This window comes from Streptomyces sp. NPDC057543 (genome assembly GCF_042801895.1).
Taxonomy (GTDB): Bacteria; Actinomycetota; Actinomycetes; order Streptomycetales; family Streptomycetaceae; genus Streptomyces.
In genome coordinates, this window is record NZ_JBHVFF010000172.1 from 1 (window position 1) to 18,512 (window position 18,512).

Here is an 18,512-nt window from a genome sequence, read left to right on the forward strand (position 1 = left end):
GTCCCCGGCGGGACCGCCGCCCAACCGCAGGATGGGCTCAGTTGCAGGCGAACCGGTTGTAGGGGACCTGGTAGGTGGCGTCGAGCTGATGGTCGTTCGTGCCGTTGGGGCCCTTGACCTTCGCGTGCGCGGTGACCATCGCGCTGCCGGTCTCGGTGGTCGGCTCGCCGGTGCGGAAGACCGCCGAGACCTTGCCGTCCGCGGGGACGTTCTTGAAGGTCTGCTCGCCGTAGGACGTCTTCACAGTGAGGTCGGCCTGGTACGCCGATCGGTTCCGGGCGGACACCTGGACCTGCGTCTGATCCTTGACGCAGAGGGTCACCGCGCTCGATGTGACGGGTACGGAGCCCGGCGGTGTCGGGTCCTTGGGGAGCACCGTGACGGTGAACTTCTTGGACGGTGCCACGTTGCCGGCGGCGTCCACGGAGCGGTACTCGATCTGGTGGGTGCCGTATCCGGGCAGCCGCTTGGCGAACGGTGAGGTGGACAGGCCTCCGGTGCCGAGGTTGCCGTAGATCAGATCGTCCACGTTCGTTCCGGTGGGAGTGAACAGGAACGGCTTGGAACCGTCCGTAGGCCAGCCGAAGTAGTGGAACCACCCGTCGCCGTCGACCCGGAATTCCGAGGTCAGTGCCCCTGGTTGGTCGTCGTGTGCCGTGAGGTTGAGGCTGAAGGAATCCTTGACGGTGTAGTGCGGCGTGCCGTCGCTGTTCCGCGAGACGCTGACCGGGTCCGACACAAGGTAGCTGGTGGTTGCCGCCGTGTTGTCGACTGTCCACTGTTCGGTTGCCGCAGGCGACGAGGGCTTGCGTGAATCACTTACGCTGACGTCGACATGGTGGGTGCCCTTGCCGAGTCGGAGGCCGCCGAGATCGAGACTCGTCGAGTGCCCCACGACATGGCCGTCCAGCCGCCACACCACGTTCAGAGCGTGGTCGCGCGGGTGACTCGGGTCGACCCACAGGACGTCAGTCGCCCCGACGGGCCGCTCGGCGGGCGTCGCCAGGGAGATCTTCGGAGCATCGTCGTCGGTGAACGGTGCGGAGGGTGTCCCGACCGTCCACTCGCGCGTGGCCGTCATCTTGCCGCTGTCCCGAAGGGCGGGATCGCGGACGAAGTCCGTGTCGTCGACGACCTTCACACCGATCGTGTCGCCCGCGCGCGCGTGGAGGTCCCGCACATTGACGCTGCGGGCGTTGGCGACGGAGCGGACCACCTTGCCGTTGACGCTCCAGGTGGCGTCGAGCTCGTGATAGACCGGGTGAACGGTGTCGATCCACAACTCGTCGGTGGGGCCCACGGGTTCATCGGTTGGCGTCGAGTCCTCGATGAGTTTGACGGCCCCCGACAGGCCCGCCGTCATCTGTTCACGACTCACCTGGTCCATGTAGTAGCCGAGCGTCTTCATCATCGAATGCCGGCTCGGCCGCCAGACGCCCTCGGTGTAGTACATGCCGCCTTCGTAGCGGCCGATGGTGCCGCCCGATTCGCTCTTCTCCCCGAGCCAGCGCCACCACTTGGCCTTCTGGTCGCGCATCTGCTGCTCGGTCAACAGGGTGTGATGGACCGACTTGGGTTCACCGCCGCTGTAGGTTCCGCTGGTCACTCCACGGGAGTAGTAGTCGTACTCGTCCTGGAGACCGCCGAAGGAGTGGCCGAGTTCGTGCGGGGCGATCAGTGCCGACATGGCGTTGCCGCCGGTCGCTGTGGCGTAGGAGCCGCCCGCGCCGCCGTAGGTGTCGCTGTTGGCCAGCGCGAGGATCTGATCCGCCTTCGGGGCCAGAGCCGCGTACTTCTTGGCCGCGTTGTTGTCCATCACGAGCAGTCGCTGGATGCCGTTCGTGGAGCAGCCGCTCCAGAGCTTCATCCCCAAAGGGGTGTTGCGCATCGGGGAGCCCAGCTGAGGGTCGCAGCTGATCCCCGATTCCTGGGAGGGAGTCTCGACGGCGTAGACATTGATGTAGTTCCGGTAGCTCTTGTAGGGCTCAAGGCCCCAGAGCACGTTCAGCTGTTGGTCGACCTGGTCCAGGAATTTGGGCATCTCGGACGCGGTGTAGCCGTCACCGAGCACCACCAGGTTCCAACGATTCGCCGGGTCGCCGGTCACCTGGACCGGAACGACCATCGTGTCGTCGGCCACGGCGCTCACCGAAGTGCCGGCCACCTGTCTTTCGGCACCCGTCGCGGCGGGCGCGGCGGCCATCGCGCCGAACGCTACAGCCACCGCAACAAGTGGAACCAATATACGTTTCACAAGGAAGCTCCTCGACCTTTGTCCTGGTCCGACGGGCCTTCATACGACTGCCTGCCATGAGGAAGTGTCAATCCTCTGGCTGCAGACATCTACTGACCGAGCTGCACCGGGCGGGGAAGCCGGACTGGTCCCGGGCGGCGATCGACGGCTCCCACCGGCAGGCACGCCGGGGCGGCCCAAAACCGGACCGAGCCCACGCCTACGGCGAGTTGCAGCCGATCGCCTGGGCCGGGATGGGCGCCCAGGCGTGCCGTGGGGCGGGTGATGTGGAGGAGGTGTGTGTGACGGATGACCTGTGATCCTTCGTATGCACAGTGCGTGTTAGCCTGCCCGCCGTCACGAGCGCCAGGACCTGGACAGCGCCGCCGACCGCAGGGCGGTCCTCACCGAAGTCGAGAAGTCGGTGGCGCAGGGGCGGCCGGTGCCGGTCGACGTCTCGGGCAAGGAGGGCGCCCACGCGATGACCATCATCGCCCAGGAGGGCTTCAGGTGTACAACCGCTGGGGCTCGACCACCTGGGTCAGCGAGGACGACTTCATCAACGGCCACATGGGCAAGGCTTCCAACAGTGATCTCCCCAACGCGGACAGCGTCTATCTGCCGCGGTAGCAGGGGCGGTGCCGCGATCGCGGCGGCCGCGCTCCTCGCTCTCGCCACGGGCTGCGGCTCGGGCACCGACGAACCGGCCGGCGGCTCCACGAGCCGCCCGGTGAAGGACACCAGCATCACCGCCGAGCCGGGCGAGCGCTTCACGCTCACCGTCGACCAGAACGCCTCCACCCGCGAGTACTGGTACCTGGTCGACCCCGAGCCCGACAGCTCGGTGCTCGTCAGCCGCGGCCAGGACTACGCGTCGGGCTCCGGCGAGGAGCCGGTGGCCGGTGCCGGCGGCCGGCTCACCTTCACCTTCGAGGCCAAGGGCAAGGGGACCACCCGGTTCACGCTGCTGCACTGCACCTTCACCACGTGCCAGGGCAACAACTCCACGCTGCCCCCCGAGACGACCGGACCCTCCGCCACCCCGACCACGGGGGCGCCGTCCCCCTCCCAGGCTCCCGAACGCATCACCTACACCGTCACCGTCAACTGAGCCCCAGCGGACCAGTCGGACGAGACGAGACACCAGAGGTCCCGCCATGAACGGCGACGCCCCGTACCCACCGGACCGCACGGACGACGAGCTGGCCCGGCTCGACGTCACCGTCCTGCTGCGTCACGGCCTCACCGCCGAGCCCGGCACCCGGCGCACCGCCCTGTTCGGCGACGGCGCCGCGGCCGTCATCCTCGACCGCCTCGGCACCGAGCCGCGCTCGCTCGCCTTCCTCGCCGACACCGTGCGCGCCGGCGGGCTCGCCCACGCCGCGGAGCTGCCCGAGCCCCTGCCCCGCGAGAGGCGGCCGTCGTGGTACGGGAGTGGCTGCGAGCCGGCACCGAACTCATGGGCGGGCTCGCCGCCGACGACACCGCGGCCACCTGGCTGCGCGCCGTCGCGACCATTGTCGAACTGAAGCAGCTGACCCGGGCGCGGGGCCGCAGTACGTGATCCGAGCTGCGTCATGAGCCGTCGGGTGGGTGCCGATCAAGGACCATGTCATCAGGTCCCAGGCGGCGATGGCGTTGTCGCCGCCACCGGTGAGGAGCACCAGCCGACCGTGCAGGCGAGCGACGGCGAGGGCCTCGATGCATCCGCCAGGCCGCTGTCCAGCGGCTGATGGAACTCTCCACCGCCTTCCGCATCCGTCTTGCGGCCTGCACCCCCGACCGGGCGATCGAGATGCTTGTGGAGTCCTTCCACGGCCCGATGCTCATGCGTCTGTGGGAGGCCCAGGCCATCGTGCCGGCGACGGTGGGCCGGCGCGGCACCAAGGAGCACCGCGAACTCGTGGAGGCGATCGCCGCCCGCGACACCGAGGCCGCGAGCACACTGATGCGCACGCACTTGAAGCGCACGGTTTCCCAGGTGAAGAACTGACCCACCGTCGACGACCTGTGCCGAAGCGCCCCGGACCGCTGCGGTCCGGGACGGTGCTGCGGCGCCGACGGCCATGGGCGCGGCTGCGCGCACGGCCCACGGTTCACCGGGCCCTGTGCGGTGCAGTCCGTGCCTCCGCCGTCAGCCGGGTGGACCGGCAAAGGTCGCGGGGCGCCCGTGCCCGGTACAAGCATGGATCATGACCGACGCATCGAGCAGCTCCCCCCGGGAACCGGAATACGACGACCGCCACGTCCGTGCCGCGGGTGACGTGCACGCGCCGAAACCGCACCCGGGCTACTTGGAGCCACCCTTCGAGGGGTTCCTGCACCGCCTCTCCCGCACCGCCTGGCAGGTCGTCCTGATCACCGGCATCGCCTCCCTGGTCCTTGGGATCGTGATCCTGGCCTGGCCGGGCCCGTCCCTGCTCGTCGCCGGGATCCTCTTCGGTATCTACCTCATTCTCAGTGGCGCGCTCCAACTGGCAGCCGCCTTCGGCACGCACAGGGCGACCTCGCTGCGTGTCCTGGCCTTCATCAGCGGCGCCCTGTCGATCCTTCTGGGTCTGTTCTGCTTCCGGGGCAGGTTGGAGTCGATCCTGCTGCTCGCGTTGTGGATCGGCATCGGCTGGCTGATCCGCGGGATCACCCATACTCTGGCCGCCGTTCACGACCCCACCATGCCCGCGCGCGGCTGGCAGGCCATCCTCGGCGTCGTCACCTTCATCGCGGGGATCGTGCTAATCATCTCGCCGTTCACCTCAATCGCCGTGCTCACCCTGGTCGCCGGCTGGTGGCTGGTAGTGGTCGGCATCGTCGAGTGCGTAACGGCGCTCCGGCTCCACGGCCGTGCACAGCGGATCCCGCGCACGGCATGAACCCCGTCGCCCGCACGCGCGTATACGCAAGGACCTCGGTCTACTGCGGCCCGGTGGAGAGATAGTCCTCGACAGGCGAAGGCCCCGCCGCTACCACCGCGGCCTGCTTCGGACCTTCTATCTCTCCTCGATGGCCAGCATGAGGTCGTGCTCCGCATCGCACAGCCACTACTGGCGCAAGCGGAACGAGGTGAAGGGGCACAAACAGGCTCTGCTTGCACTTGCCCGCCGTAGAGCCAATTTTCTCTGGGCGGTGATCCGCGACGGAGCCTGCTATCAAGTCCTGCCGAACGTCACGGCTGCGGCTTGACATCGTCATTGGGAAGTTCTTTGTCTTCTGCGTCCCGTCGCGACGGACGGTTTCTCTTCTCGCGAGACTTGTTGAGTTCGCGGCCAGACGCAGTGTTGTCGCTCGCGGTGAGGTTGGGAACAGACTGCATCAACCCGCGTTGTCGCCTACCGGCTTCCGTGCTTCGGCGATCCGGTCCAGGTGCCGGTGGAGGGGCGACGCGGTCACGGCGATGAAGAGCGCGAACAGGGTGAACGGCAGCAGCCCGAGGGGCCGGAGCAGGTAGTCCGGGTGTTGTGAGATCTGCGGCCAGTTGACGTAGTAGTTGGCGGACACGTCCACGGTCATGACCGCGCTCGCCATAGTCACGGCGATTGGTCGGACTCGTACCAGCAGAACGGCTACCAGAGGGTCGAGCAGGACCAGAGCGACGAAGTAGACCCGGATGGGAGCCGGTGCGGGAGAGGCGTAGCTGTTGTGACCGCCACCTGCCACGTCCACGAGGTGCATGGCGGTTCCCCAGAGGAAACAGACGAGGTACACCGTCACGACGAGCAGCACCCGGCGCGGCAGGTGACGGCGCCGCCCTTCCCCGCCCTGGGCAAGCGGACCTGTCGATGCCTGCTGCGTCATGCTGCCCCCGGTTGGTTGGCGGCACCCTACTTCACCTGTCTCAGCGCCTTTCGGGAAATCCTGCCGGCCCGGCATGTCCACCACGCATCGGATGGGACGGGTCATTTTCCGGCTTCGAACGGCGTCTCGAACTGGGTCGCTCTCAGAAAAGCCAGCAAAGGGTCAGTGGGAGTCCTGGGACGCCCGGCGACAGCTGACCGAATACGCGAATGGTTGTACGCTGCGGGCACCGCCCTTGACCTGCACAGCAGGCAGGGAGCAGATGAATCGGGAGTTTCTTCATGTTTCGGACAGTATTCAAGTCCAAGATCCACCGGGCCACCGTGACCCAGGCCGACCTGCACTACGTCGGTTCCGTCACCGTCGATGCCGAGCTGATGGAAGCGGCGGATCTGCTGCCCGGAGAGCTGGTGCACATCGTCGACATCGACAACGGCGCCCGCCTGGAGACGTACGTCATCGAGGGCGAACGCGGCTCCGGTGTCATAGGCATCAACGGCGCCGCCGCCCACCTCGTCCACCCCGGTGACCTGGTCATCCTGATCAGTTACGCCCAGGTCGACGACGCCGAGGCGCGTGGCCTGACCCCGCGTGTCGTGCATGTCGACGCCGGCAACCGGATCGTCGCGCTCGGCGCCGACGCCTCCGAACCCGTACCCGGCACCGAACGGAGCCCGCACGCCGTTCCCGCGGCGCGCTGACCCTGGCTCGACCCCCGAGGGAGCACCCGTCATGGCAGAACAGACCGACCGGATCGAACTCGACATCCGCGACGACCGGGCGAGCGGCAACCTCCTCGCGTACGAGCACGGCAAGGCCGCCGGAGTCATCGCGTACTTCGTGATGGACGGCGACCCCGCCGCGCTCGTCGCCGTGCACACCGTCGTCGAGCCCGGCCACGAGGGCAAGGGCATCGCGGGCGCCCTCGTCCAGGAGTTCTACGCCATGGCGGGCCGCGAGGGTGTCCCCGTCGTCCCGCTCTGCTCGTACGCCGCGAAGTGGGCGGAGCACCACCCCGACCAGGCTCGCGAAGCACCGGCCGAACTGGTGGAGCGGGCGAAGGCGCAGCTCACGGCCCACCCGGAGCTGTAGTGATCAACACGGCGGGGTGCACCGATCCACTCGGCCGATGATCCGACCCGGGCCGCGGAGTTGTACGTTCGGTCGATGACACTCGCACTGCTGCACACGTCCCCGGTCCACGTCCCGGTCTTCGACGCGCTCCGGGATGCGGATCATCCCGGACTCGCCCTGCGCCATCTCATGTCCGAGGACCTGCTCGCCCGGGCCAGGGACGAGGGCCCGGAAGCGGTGTCGGACGAGATCCGGGCGATGCTCGCGGGCGCGGTCGCCGAGGGTGTGTCCGCTGTTCTCTGCACGTGTTCGACGATCGGCGGGGTCGCGGAGTCGGCCGGGGCGGCAGTCGGAGTTCCGGTGCTGCGTGTCGACCGTCCCATGGCGGCCGCTGCCGCGGAACGGGATCGCGTGGTGGTCCTCGCGGCGCTGGGCGACACCCTGGCGCCGACCCTCGCCCTGCTCGCCGAAGAGGTGGCGGACCGGCCCGTCGAGGTGCGCACCGTCCTGGTCGAGGGGGCCTGGGCGCGCTTCGAGGCCGGGGATCGCGACGGCTTTCTGGACCTGGTCGCGGCGGCGGCAGATGCGGTGACGGACGCCGATGTGATCGTGCTGGCGCAGGCGTCCATGGCCGATGCCGTCACCCGTACGGTCACCCGGATCCCGGTGCTCGCCAGCCCCCGGACGGGCCTCGCCGCCGCTGCAGCCGCTACCGCGCGCTGACCCGTCGCGGGGATGGTGCACCCGGACAGGTCATCCGGAACCCGTACGCATGGGCTCACCAGGCGCGGGAAGCCGCTCCGGGGGACGGTGGAAGCAGATCCACCCTGAACCGCTCGGAGGCCTCCGATGACCAATCCGTACCCCGACCCCGTGCCACCGGCGCCCACGCCCGGACCGATGCCCGAGCCGCCGTCGCCGCTGCCGGAGCCGCCGCCTCCGCCGCCCGGCCCCGTCCCGCCCGGCCCGGCGCCGGATCCGATTCCGCAGCCGCCCAGCCCGAACCCCGAGCCGGTACCGGAACCGGAGCCGTCACCTCATCCGACCGGCTGACCGCCTGGCCCATGTCGCGAGTTCTGCCTCCCCGTGCGGCGCTGCCACGGCCTGCCTCGGGCGCCGGCCGGTATGGCGTCCACCCGCGGCGTGAACCCGGTGAGTATGCGGCCCGCCGCTGCGAGGTCCCAGGCCGACGGATCGCGTACAGCCACGCATGAGATCGCCGACCGAGCCGTGTTCGCGCTGCCGGCTGCGGTCCGCAGCGGTGAGGCCGGCCAAGGGTGTGCCTTCCGCAACCTCCGCCGGCAGCCCAGCCGCGGCCCGCGCCGCCCCGGCCCGCGCCGCCCCGGCCGTGTGGGACGCGCTGGTCCTCGCGGGCGGAGCGGACGGCGGCCCGCTTCCCCGTGTCGCCGCCGACATCGCGGCGTTGTCCGGCAGGGCCGAGCCGGTCGTGCAGCCGCGCGCGGCACCATCCGTGGCTCGAAGACGCCCGCCGGTTCGCCCGGACGGTCGAGGCGTTCCTGGCCTGGGGCGTGGCGGGTCGGCGGTCCGACTCCCTCGCCGGGAACTCTCGGCGGTGGACGACCGCACCGGCGCGGTCACCAGCGCGTCGGGCTGCCGAGAGGTCAGGCGATGATCGGGATCACGGCCTCCGGCGTCAGCATCCGGAAGGTGAACGCCTGATGGAAGTAGAGCCGGATGCTGGTCGCGTCGTGGTCCTGATAGCCGATCGACAGATCCTGGCCCAGGCGCAGTTCGAAGTCGCCGCCCCGGGTGGACAGCAGAACGCCGCCCGTGACGGCGGGCGCCCACAGGATCTGGTCGTCCAGCAGCCGGGCCAGGTGGGTGGCCACCGGGTATCCGTGGTCGGAGGTCTCCGTCGCCTCGGTGAAGGCGTCGGCACCGAGCAGTAGGCGGTACGGGCCGTCGACCCCGGCCAGCCGCAGCTGGGTCAGCGCCTGGCTGACGGTGGCCGGATAGTCGCGGGCGTCGGCCGGAAGCGGCAGCGGGGTGTGCGAGGAGCCGTCCCGGAGCCCGGTGATGCCGGCCGACGCGTACCCGTCGATGATCGCCATGTCTTCGGCGAACGCACAGGTACGGGCCGCTTCCTTGACGGGCTGCCAGTCGCTGTCGTCGGAACCGCGCTCGACGTCGTCCACGGCCGAACGGGTCACCGTGAACGGCACCCGCCAGTCGATGACGGGGACCGAAGTGCGGGCCCGGGCGATCACGTCCGGTGTGGGCGGATCGATCGCGCGCAGATGACCGTCGCCGATGGCTGCGAGTCCTGGGCCGTCCGGCCCGGTGACGTCGACGACACGGCGGCCCGCCAGGTGGCGGCTGAAGGTGCGCCGGGCCTCTTCTTCGATCTGGTCCCAGGCGGCTTCCGTGACGGGGGCGAGTTCGCGGTGGAGGTTGTTCATCACTGGGCGCTTTCTTGCAGGCTGCCGATGCGCAGCGAGCCGTCGTCCGACCGGACCGGGACCGGGGGCTGCGCCGCCGCGGGCGCGGACGCCGGCTCCGGCAGGGCCTCGGCCGCGGTCATGGCGGGCGACGGCGGCGGGGCGTCGAAGAAGTCGGCGCGGGGGGTGTAGAAGAGTGTGCCGGTGACCGCCGTGGAGAAGTCGAGGATGCGGTCGTATGTGCCGGGTGGATTGCCGAGGAACATGTTGCGGAGCATCTGTTCGGTCACGCCGGGGTCGGCGGCGTAACCGATGAAGTACGTGCCGAACTCGCCCTGCTCGAAGCTGCCGAACGGCATGTTGGCCCGCAGGATCTCGCGCGACGTGCCGTCCGGTTCGGTGATCGTGTTGAGGGCGACATGCGAGTCGGCGGGTTTGACGTCGTCGGGGAACTCGATGTCGGCGAACTTCGTACGGCCGATGACGCGCTCCTGGGCCTCGGTGCTCAGCGCGTTCCAGGACGCGAGATCGTGCAGATACTTCTGCACGACGACATAGCTGCCGCCCGCGAACTCCGGGTCCTCCGCGCCGACCAGGGCCGCCGACAGCGCGTCCGCCCCCACGGGGTTCTCCGTGCCGTCGACGAAGCCGAGCAGGTCCCGGTGGTCGAAGTAGCGGAACCCCTGTGTCTCGTCCACCACCTTCACCGCCCCACCGAGCCGGTCGAGGAGCTGGGCCGCCCACTCGTAACAGACGTCCATCCGCTCGGCCCGGATGTGGAACAGCAGATCGCCCGGCGTGGCGGGGGCCCGGTGGCGGGCACCGTGCAGTTCCTGGAACGGGTGGAGACCCGCCGGACGCGGCCCCGCGAACAGCCGGTCCCAGGCGTCGGAGCCGAAGGAAGTCACCACGACCAGGCCGGTGCCCGGGAACCGGAACCCGATGGAACGGGAGATCGCCGCCAGATCCGGCAGCACCTCGCGGACGACGGGTTCACCACCGGGCTCGATCGTGGCGACCAGGATCAGGGCGGCGCTGGTCAACGGCGCGACGACGGGCTGGGCCGCGACCGGTTCCGGCATGGCGTCGGGCATACGGGGGCTCCATGGGGCGTCAGCGGTACGGAGGTGCAGCAGGATCTCGGGTGGGGCGACAAGAAGGCCCGCTGCTACTTACGCACACGTACGACGACGCCGCACCCCGGGTCACCCGACCGGGCGACGGTGGGCCCGTTCCCCTCATCCACCGGCTCCTCGGCGCACTTGCCGGACGGTCTGACCCTGGTCGGCGAGGACGGACGCCGCCTCGACCCGGTCGAGGCGACGGCCAGGGCGATCTCCCGGCGACGGCGGAGACGACAACCGGGACACCGGCCAGGTGCGACCGGCTCGGAGGAGGCCGGGCGGTGCGTCCGCCAGGAGCGTGGCCATAGGCAGGGCAGCCCGGCCGGCTGAGGCGGACCGCCATCGCCGCCGGGGGCTGCCCCACCAGTTCGCAGGGCCCACGGCCACCCGTGGCAACCCGGTCTCCTCCCGCGACTCCCGTGGCGCCGCCCGCTCAGGGCTCCCGACCGGTCAAGTCCCATCGGCGGTGAACCGGCGCGTACCGCCGTCCGCCCCGCGCGCCGGCTCATCGGCGGAGGGCTGTCGAACGGCGCTCGCCGCCGTGGGCTCGGAGCGCCCGTCGGCGCTCCGTGTATCAGCCGGTTTCGACCTCGGACCGGTCGCCGCCCCAGAGCGTGTGGAAGGAGCCCTCACGGTCCGTACGCCGATACGTGTGCGCGCCGAAGAAATCGCGCTGCCCCTGGGTCAGCGCCGCCGGCAGCCGGTCCGCCCGCAGTCCGTCGTAGTACGAGAGCGCGGCCGCGAAACCCGGCGTCGGCACGCCCTGCCGCACCGCCTCGGCGACCACCACACGCCAGTCGTCCTGAGCCGCGCCGATCTCCGTGGCGAACTGCTCGTCCGAGAGCAGGCTCAGCAGGTCGGGGCGGGTGTCGTAGGCCGCCCGGATCCGGTCCAGGAACGCGGCCCGGATGATGCACCCGGCCCGCCAGATCGCGGCCACCGCCCCGAGGTCGATGTTCCAGTCGTACGCCTCACTGCCTGCCCGGATCTGGTGGAACCCCTGCGTGTACGAGACGATCTTGGACGCGTACAGCGCCTGCTCCACCCGGTCGGCGAAGGCCGGGGCAGCCGATTCGTCGAGCACCGCGGCCGACGGGCCCGCCAGGTCCGTCGCCGCCTCGCGCAGATCCGCGTGGCCGGACAGTGAGCGGGCGAAGACCGCCTCCGCGATACCGGAGACCGGCACCCCGAGATCCAGCGCGATCTGCACCGTCCAGCGGCCCGTGCCCTTCTGCTCCGCCCGGTCCTGCACGATGTCGACGAAGGGCTTTTTGGTAGCCGCGTCGGTGTGGGCGAGCACCTCCGCCGTGATCTCGATCAGATAGGAGTCGAGGCGACCGGTGTTCCAGCCGCGGAACGTCTCGGCGATCTTCGCGGGGGAGTAGCCCGCCACCTTGCGCAGCAGGTCGTAGGCCTCCGCGATCAGCTGCATGTCCGCGTACTCGATGCCGTTGTGGACCATTTTCACGAAGTGCCCGGCCCCGTCGGGACCGATGTGAGTGGTGCACGGGGCGCCGTCCTTCGCCTTGGCGGCGATCTTCTCCAGCAGCGGCCCCAGCGATTCGTACGACTGTGACGAGCCGCCCGGCATGATGCTCGGCCCGTTCAGCGCGCCCTCCTCGCCGCCCGAGATGCCGACGCCCACGAAGTGGATGCCGCGCTCGCGCAGCTCCCGCTCGCGTCGACGGGTGTCCTCGAAGTGCGCGTTGCCGCCGTCGATGACGACGTCGCCCTCCTCCAGGAGCGGCGCGAACTCCTGGATCACGGCATCCGTCGGATCGCCCGCCTTCACCATGATGACCAGCCGTCGCGGACGTTCCAGAGCCGCGACGAACTCCTCCGGGGTACGCGCGGCCACGAAGGCCCCCTCGTCGCCGAACTCCTCGACGAGGGCGTCCGTCTTCGCGGTCGTCCGGTTGTGCACGGCGACCGTGAAGCCGTTGCGGGCGAAGTTGCGGGCGAGATTGCGGCCCATGACCGCGAGTCCTGTGACGCCGATCTGCGCGGTGCCGCTCATCTGTGTGCTCTGCAATCTGTTTGGGGACGCCGGGAGCTTCAGTATGGATACGGGGCAGGGCAACGGCTGTTCACAATGGGCCGTATGGCTCCGTCTGCGCATGGGCCGGTACGAGGCGACGTGGGTGCGGAACGCCCAATACCAGCCGTTCACAACGATCACCGAAAAGCTGCGCGGCCTGCTGATGGGCACCGGGATCGGTAACAGCGGAGTCGTCGCGCTCGCCCGGTGCGTCGGGATGGGCCTGGTCGGCTACCTGTGGGTCCGGTCGGCTATCTGTGGGTCCGGTCGGTCTTCAAGCGCGGCGCCACCCGGCAGGGTCTCTCGTTCGTACCGTCCGTGATGGGTGGCCGGGCTCTGCTCTCTTGTCATCGGCCTTTGTCTGCCCATAAGTTGGGCGCTTGCGACGTGTCCTACTGCCTGTGGGGGAGCCAAGTCATGGCCGCGAACGGACGGCACCGCAGATATCAGCCCAGTCGGCTCAACCGTGCCTCGCTCACGGTCACCGCCGGAGGCGCGGGCATCGCTCTGCCGCTCGTAGCGGCGGCCTCGGCGGGCGCCGCGTCGACGGACGTCTGGGAGAAGGTCGCCGCCTGTGAGTCCACCGGCAACTGGCACATCAACAGCGGCAACGGCTATTTCGGTGGCCTGCAGTTCACCCGCTCGACCTGGGCGGCCTACGGCGGCACGGTGTACGCCCCGCGCGCCGATCTCGCGACCAAGGACCAGCAGATAACCGTTGCGGAGAAAGTGCTCGAAGGGCAGGGGCCCGGTGCCTGGCCGGGCTGCTCGACACGGGCGGGGCTGACGAGTGGCGGTGACGCCCCCGACGTCAACACCCAGTCCGCGCGGACCAGTCGGGTGAAGACGCCCGGGAGGGCCGCCGCCGGAAAACCGGAGACGAAGCGGACGTCCACTCCCGCCACGCCGACCACCGTGCCCGGCAAGCGCGAGTCGTACACCGTTGCCTCGGGCGACTCACTGTCCGCGATCGCGGCGACCGAGCACGTACGGGGCGGCTGGCAGCACCTGTACGCGACGAACCGCAAGGTCGTGGGGGACGACCCGGATCTCATCTTTCCCGGGCAGCGCCTGAGCCTCGATGTGGCCCGGGCACCGAGAACGGATGTCAGGGCGGGCTCGACCGCGAGGACGAAGCCGACGACGAAGCCGAAGGCGACGGCCGCACCGCACGAAAAGACAAAACCGCAGCACCGGACGGCCACGCCGAAGCAGCAAGCGGCCACGTCCCCACACGGAGCAGCGAAACCCCAGCACCAAGCAGCGAAACCCCAGCACCAAGCAGCGAAGCCGCACCACCAGACCGCGAAGCCGAAGTCCCACCCGAAGAAGACCGAGAGCCAAAAGCAGGAGCGGGCGGAGAAGCACGCCGGCCTCGTCGCGCCGGTCGCGGCGGGTATCGGCACCCCGTACCACCAGGCCGGCTCCTGGGCCAGCGGCTACCACACCGGTGTCGACTTCCCCGTTCCGACCGGTACGACGGTGAAGGCGGTCGACTCCGGCACGGTCGTCTCGGCGGGCTGGGGCGGAGCGTACGGATACCAGATCGTCATCCGGCACAGTGACGGCAAGTACAGCCAGTACGCGCACCTGTCCGCGCTTCACGTACGCGAGGGCCGGCACGTCTCAGCGGGCCAGCGGATTGCCCGCTCGGGCTCCACCGGGAACGTCACGGGTCCGCACCTGCACTTCGAGATCCGCACCGGCCCCGGCTACGGCTCGGACGTCGACCCGCTGGCCTACCTCAGGGCGGGCGGCGTCAGCGTCTGAACCGCGCTCGGCGGTCCGGCGGCGTCATCGGCTGCGTCGGACCCCGTGGACGGCACACCGTCCCGCCGTGCGGGGCGGGTATGCGACGGCCGCCCGGGCCCGAACTCCACCTGCCCGAGCCGGCGCTTCAACGGCCTGAGCAGGGGCAGCGCAGGGGCCACCGAGAAGGCCTCCGCGACGATTTCGTCGGCCGCCGCGAGCCTCGCGGCTGTCGCCGCCGGTATGGCGGTGGCGGGCTCGAGGGGAGTGACAACCGTCCGCGTCCCAGCCGTCAGGTGCAGACCGGCTGCCGGCTCCACGGCGTCGTCGGCGCCCGGCTCCCCGTCCCGGCCCACCGCGTGTGTCCTGTCCCCCGCAACGACCGGGTGCGCGCTTCCCGCACTCCGCCCGGCGAGGTGCTCCGCACCCAGCCGCTCCGTCGTGAGCAGGATCAGCCCGCCCGCGGCGACCACCCCGCACGCCAGCGCGAGCATGGTGCCTGCCGTGCCGTGCCGGAACTCCTCGTCGAACATGGTGATGCCGACGGCGGCGGCTATCACAGGGTTCACCACGGTCACCGTGGCCAGCGGCGCGGTCAGCCCGGCACCCCGGTACGCGATCTGGGACAGCAGCAGCCCGGCGGCCGCGAACGTCGCTATCGCCAGCAGTGCCGGCATCCCGGCCCCCGCGTCGCCGGACGTCCACTGCACCGCGACTGTCTTCGTGAAGACCGAAGCGATACCGAAAGCCACACCCGCCGCCCCTGCCACGATCACGCTCCGCACCACCGGCCTGTGCACACCTTTGGAGACGAGGAAGAGCGCCGCGACCCCACAGAGCGTCACCCCGGCGAGCATCAGCTGATCCGGGCCGCTCAGCGACCGCGACTCTCCGTCCCCGGTGAGCGCGAGCAGGCCCGCCAGACCGACGGTCGCCATGATCGCGCCGCGCCATGCGGTGGCCCGTGCCCGGCGGCGTACGAAGAGCGCCGCCATCGGCAGGGCGAAGACGATGGTCAGCGCGCCGAGCGGCTGGACGAGACTGAGCGGACCGTAGGCCAGCGCCACGACATGCAGCACCGCGCCCGTCCCGTTCAGCGCCACGGCGCCCCACCAGACGCGGTTACGCAAGGGTGCGAGCGAGCGGCCGTCGCCGGCCGCGGCCACGCGCTCCTGGACGATCGCCCCGGCCGCGTAGGCGACCGCGGAGACCAGTGACAGAAGCACGGACAGCGCAAGGGAACTCATGTACACCACGATGTCCCTCCGAGGCAGCCGTGTCGTCGTCCTTGAGGCGGCGATCCGTCGTACTGCCTTGGTAGTACGGCAGTGGTCCCGGGGTCCTCCTACCGACGGTAGTCCTCCCTCCTGAGGACTCCGAGTCGATCACCGGGAGGGGATACGGTGAATGTCGAGTCGCGCGGCTCGCGGCACTCCGGTATGCCCGCGATCCGGCGAGGTCACCGGTCGTGACGGCCGCGGAATCGAGAGGGAGCAGCGCGATGGACGAGCCCGCAGGACCCTCGATGGGTGGGTTCTTCGCCCTGCGCACCACGACACCGCCCGAGGGTGCGCATCGCCCGCTGGCCCTGCTGTACGCGGGGGAGTCCGCACCCCTCACAGCCCGCATCGACACGGTCGCCGACCGGCTCCGTACTTCCGAGCGCAGAGTCGCCGCCTCTGTCGCACACCTGGGGCTGGCCGCCCGCCTCTGGTCGGTCGCGCTCGGCCCGGCGGTCCTGACGGGACGCTTCCCCGGTCTCTCGCCCGAGGCCCTGCACTGGGACCCGCGGCACACCGCCCCGGACGATCTGTGGCTGAGCGCCTCCGAAACGCTGCCGGCCACCGCCGACCGGATCCGGGAGGCCGTCCAGTTCGGCCACCTCGTGCCCCTCGCCGAGGCGATCCAACGGGACGGCCCCCTGGCGAACCGGCTGTTGTGGGGCAACGCGGCGTCGGCGCTGGCAGGAGCCCTGCGTGAACTGGTCGCCTGGGCACTGAGCCACGACCGCCCCGACGTGTCCGTACGGGCCCGCGCACTGGTCGCCGAACTGTTCGACCACCCGGACCTGCGGAACACCGGAGCCCCGCACGACACGGCGTTCCGTCGCCGCAGTTGCTGCCTGTACTACCGCTGCCCGGCCGGTGGTCTGTGCGGCGACTGCGTCTTTGAGAGCGTCTGACACGCGGACGCACCGGTACCGGGTGCGAGGCCGGGTCATCCGCCGGGCACCACCTCGACGGACCCGATGTACTCCTGGGTCTCCTCGTCCGGGAGCCGGACGGCCTGGGCCCAGAAGTAGATCACCAGGCTGAACGCCGCGATGAGCGCGATGTCCCACCACAGCGGGAGGGCATCCGTCGCACCGCAGGAAGCCGTGGATGCCGGGCCCGTGCTGCAGAATCCACCTTGCCAGGAGATCAGGCCCATGCCCACGAGGTAGACCGGCAGCCACTGCGCGGACCACCAGTCCATGTGCGGCACCCTGGGGTTGAGCTTGAGCAGCGCGGAGCCGCCCAGAAGCAGATAACCCAGCACGATGGCCGCACCGAGGCGCCACAGGGTGTCCCAGCCCGCCCAGTAGATGATCAGGTTCGAGACGATGAAGGCCACGGGTGCCCAGAACATCCCGCCGGGCAACCGGTACGGACGAGGCCGGTCCGGGTCCTGCTTGCGCAGGCACCCGAAGGCGAGCGGTGCCCCCGCGTACATCAGCACACTCGCGGACGTGACGAAGCCGACCAGCTTCTGCCACGTGGGGAACGGCAGGAACACGATGAGCCCGACCACGAACGCGAAGAGCAGGCTGAACCACGGGACGCCGCGCTTGGTGGTGCGCTCGAAGACCGCCGGGACGTAGCCGTTGCGGGACAGGCCGTAGGAGACCCGGGAGGTGGCGGTCGTGTAGATCAGGCCCGTACCGGACGGTGACACGACCGCGTCGATGTACAGCAGCGTGGCGAGCCAGCCGAGTCCGACGGAGGTGGCGAGCCCGGCGAACGGGCCGGCCTTTCCACTGAAGGAGAGGTCGGCCCAGCCGTGGGCGAACGCGGTGTGCGGCAGCGCGGCGATGAAGACCACCTGAAGCGCCACGTAGACGAGGACGCCGATGAGGATGGAGCCGATGACCGCCCGCGGGATGTCCCTGGCCGGATCACGGCTCTCGCCCGCCAACTGGTCGGCCTGCTCGAAGCCGAGCAGCGCGAAGATGATGCCGCTGGTGCTGATGGCGGAGAGCACGCCCTTGGCGCCGAAGGGGGCGAAGCCCTGGTAGCCGAAGTTGCTGCCGTGAAAGGTGGTGGCGGCCAGCACGATGATGGTGAAGACGGGGACCGCCACCTTCCACCACGTCGCCACGCTGTTGGTGTGTGCGAGCCATTTGATGCCGAAGAAATTGACGACGACGAAGAACGCCATGAACGCGACGGCCAGCCCGTACCCCGCGGGTGTCAGGTGATTCTTGCCGGTCTGCACCCAAGGGGCGTGGACGCTGAGGTAGTCCAGCGACGCCATGACCTCGATCGGCGCCACGGTGACGGCCTGCAGCCACGAGAACCATCCGAAGGACGCACCGGCGGCACTGCCGAAGGCATAGTGCGGAAAGCGGGCGGTGCCGCCTGCGACCGGGTACATGGCCCCCAGTTCGGCGTGCACGAATGCCAGCACGATGATGGCGAGCGCCCCGATGCCCCAGGAGATGAGTGCCGCCGTGCCGGCCGCCTGAGCGGCGAACAGCGCGCCGAACAGCCAGCCGGACCCGATGATGGACCCCTCCGACGTCCAGATGAGACCGATCAGCCCGATTTCCCGCTTGAGGCCCGGATTCGTGGGCGCCGTGGGTGCGACCGGCTTGGACATCTGCATGCTGGATGCACCCCTTGTTCCGGTGGGGGATGAGGCGTGAGGTGTCTGTCCGTATCCACGGGACCTCAACTAGATGCCCGATCCGTGCGAATCGTTCCCGGAGCACGGGGAAGTTGCGCCAGTCGGGTCGCGTACGAAGTAGCTGCCCGATCGCGGGGCCGGATGGCCGACGCGTACGGACCGGACGCCGCGGCAACAGTTCTCCCCGGACACCGGCCACACGACCGGGTGGCCGACCG

Annotated in this window: 16 protein-coding genes; 9 read left to right on the top strand and 7 right to left on the bottom strand. The window is 70.0% G+C overall.

Going from position 1 to position 18,512, the window contains the following annotated elements; all coding sequences use genetic code 11:
* Positions 1-37: 37 nt before the first annotated feature.
* On the bottom strand, positions 38-2,224 hold the full coding sequence (locus ACFU8Q_RS25885; RefSeq protein ID WP_384457905.1) for a M64 family metallopeptidase: 2,187 nt from the start codon (positions 2,222-2,224) through the stop codon (positions 38-40).
* Between the two features lie 739 nt (positions 2,225-2,963).
* Between ACFU8Q_RS25885 and ACFU8Q_RS25890 the strand changes: the two genes are divergently transcribed.
* The 4 genes from ACFU8Q_RS25890 (at position 2,964) to ACFU8Q_RS25905 (ending at position 5,103) form a co-directional block, all read left to right on the top strand.
* A complete protein-coding gene (locus ACFU8Q_RS25890) occupies positions 2,964-3,344 on the top strand; it encodes a protease inhibitor I42 family protein (RefSeq protein WP_384457907.1) in 381 nt (126 codons plus the stop codon).
* A gap of 46 nt (positions 3,345-3,390) precedes the next feature.
* On the top strand, positions 3,391-3,762 hold the full coding sequence (locus ACFU8Q_RS25895; protein ID WP_384457909.1) for a hypothetical protein: 372 nt from the start codon (positions 3,391-3,393) through the stop codon (positions 3,760-3,762).
* Positions 3,763-3,938: 176 nt separating this feature from the next.
* The gene (locus tag ACFU8Q_RS25900) at positions 3,939-4,226 is read left to right on the top strand and encodes an FCD domain-containing protein (protein WP_384457935.1); all 288 of its coding nucleotides are present in this window, start codon (positions 3,939-3,941) and stop codon (positions 4,224-4,226) included.
* Between the two features lie 199 nt (positions 4,227-4,425).
* On the top strand, positions 4,426-5,103 hold the full coding sequence (locus ACFU8Q_RS25905; protein ID WP_384457911.1) for an HdeD family acid-resistance protein: 678 nt from the start codon (positions 4,426-4,428) through the stop codon (positions 5,101-5,103).
* Between the two features lie 439 nt (positions 5,104-5,542).
* On the opposite strand, the gene ACFU8Q_RS25910 is transcribed toward ACFU8Q_RS25905, so the two are convergent.
* Entirely contained in the window at positions 5,543-6,025 is a 483-nt protein-coding gene (locus ACFU8Q_RS25910; protein WP_384457913.1) for a hypothetical protein, read from the bottom strand.
* Between the two features lie 281 nt (positions 6,026-6,306).
* On the opposite strand from ACFU8Q_RS25910, the gene panD reads away from it, so the two are divergent.
* The 3 genes from panD (at position 6,307) to ACFU8Q_RS25925 (ending at position 7,822) form a co-directional block, all read left to right on the top strand.
* Complete coding sequence (gene panD / locus ACFU8Q_RS25915) at positions 6,307-6,726, top strand: aspartate 1-decarboxylase (RefSeq protein WP_384457915.1); 420 nt, start codon at positions 6,307-6,309, stop codon at positions 6,724-6,726.
* Positions 6,727-6,757: 31 nt separating this feature from the next.
* Positions 6,758-7,117, top strand: a complete 360-nt coding sequence (locus tag ACFU8Q_RS25920) for a GNAT family N-acetyltransferase (protein WP_384457917.1) — start codon at positions 6,758-6,760, stop codon at positions 7,115-7,117.
* A gap of 75 nt (positions 7,118-7,192) precedes the next feature.
* Entirely contained in the window at positions 7,193-7,822 is a 630-nt protein-coding gene (locus ACFU8Q_RS25925; RefSeq protein ID WP_384457919.1) for an arylsulfatase, read from the top strand.
* Between the two features lie 899 nt (positions 7,823-8,721).
* On the opposite strand, the gene ACFU8Q_RS25930 is transcribed toward ACFU8Q_RS25925, so the two are convergent.
* From ACFU8Q_RS25930 to gndA, 3 genes are all read right to left on the bottom strand, one after another.
* On the bottom strand, positions 8,722-9,519 hold the full coding sequence (locus tag ACFU8Q_RS25930) for a family 1 encapsulin nanocompartment shell protein (RefSeq protein ID WP_384457921.1): 798 nt from the start codon (positions 9,517-9,519) through the stop codon (positions 8,722-8,724).
* The gene (locus ACFU8Q_RS25935; protein WP_384457923.1) at positions 9,519-10,592 is read right to left on the bottom strand and encodes a Dyp-type peroxidase; all 1,074 of its coding nucleotides are present in this window, start codon (positions 10,590-10,592) and stop codon (positions 9,519-9,521) included. Before ACFU8Q_RS25935 ends, ACFU8Q_RS25930 begins: the two co-directional genes overlap by 1 nt.
* A 604-nt stretch (positions 10,593-11,196) precedes the next feature.
* Entirely contained in the window at positions 11,197-12,639 is a 1,443-nt protein-coding gene (gene gndA, locus ACFU8Q_RS25940; protein WP_384457925.1) for an NADP-dependent phosphogluconate dehydrogenase, read from the bottom strand.
* A gap of 438 nt (positions 12,640-13,077) precedes the next feature.
* Between gndA and ACFU8Q_RS25945 the strand changes: the two genes are divergently transcribed.
* Positions 13,078-14,430, top strand: a complete 1,353-nt coding sequence (locus ACFU8Q_RS25945; RefSeq protein WP_384457927.1) for a transglycosylase family protein — start codon at positions 13,078-13,080, stop codon at positions 14,428-14,430.
* Here the strand turns inward: ACFU8Q_RS25945 and ACFU8Q_RS25950 are convergent.
* Entirely contained in the window at positions 14,400-15,656 is a 1,257-nt protein-coding gene (locus tag ACFU8Q_RS25950) for a DMT family transporter (protein WP_384457929.1), read from the bottom strand. The two genes, ACFU8Q_RS25945 and ACFU8Q_RS25950, sit on opposite strands and share 31 nt — an antisense overlap.
* Before the next feature lie 254 nt (positions 15,657-15,910).
* On the opposite strand from ACFU8Q_RS25950, the gene ACFU8Q_RS25955 reads away from it, so the two are divergent.
* The gene (locus tag ACFU8Q_RS25955) at positions 15,911-16,591 is read left to right on the top strand and encodes a (2Fe-2S)-binding protein (RefSeq protein ID WP_384457931.1); all 681 of its coding nucleotides are present in this window, start codon (positions 15,911-15,913) and stop codon (positions 16,589-16,591) included.
* A 35-nt stretch (positions 16,592-16,626) separates the two neighbouring features.
* Here the strand turns inward: ACFU8Q_RS25955 and ACFU8Q_RS25960 are convergent, their stop codons facing one another.
* Positions 16,627-18,273, bottom strand: coding sequence for an APC family permease (locus tag ACFU8Q_RS25960; RefSeq protein ID WP_384457933.1), 1,647 nt, complete (start codon positions 18,271-18,273; stop codon positions 16,627-16,629).
* Positions 18,274-18,512 lie beyond the last annotated feature (239 nt).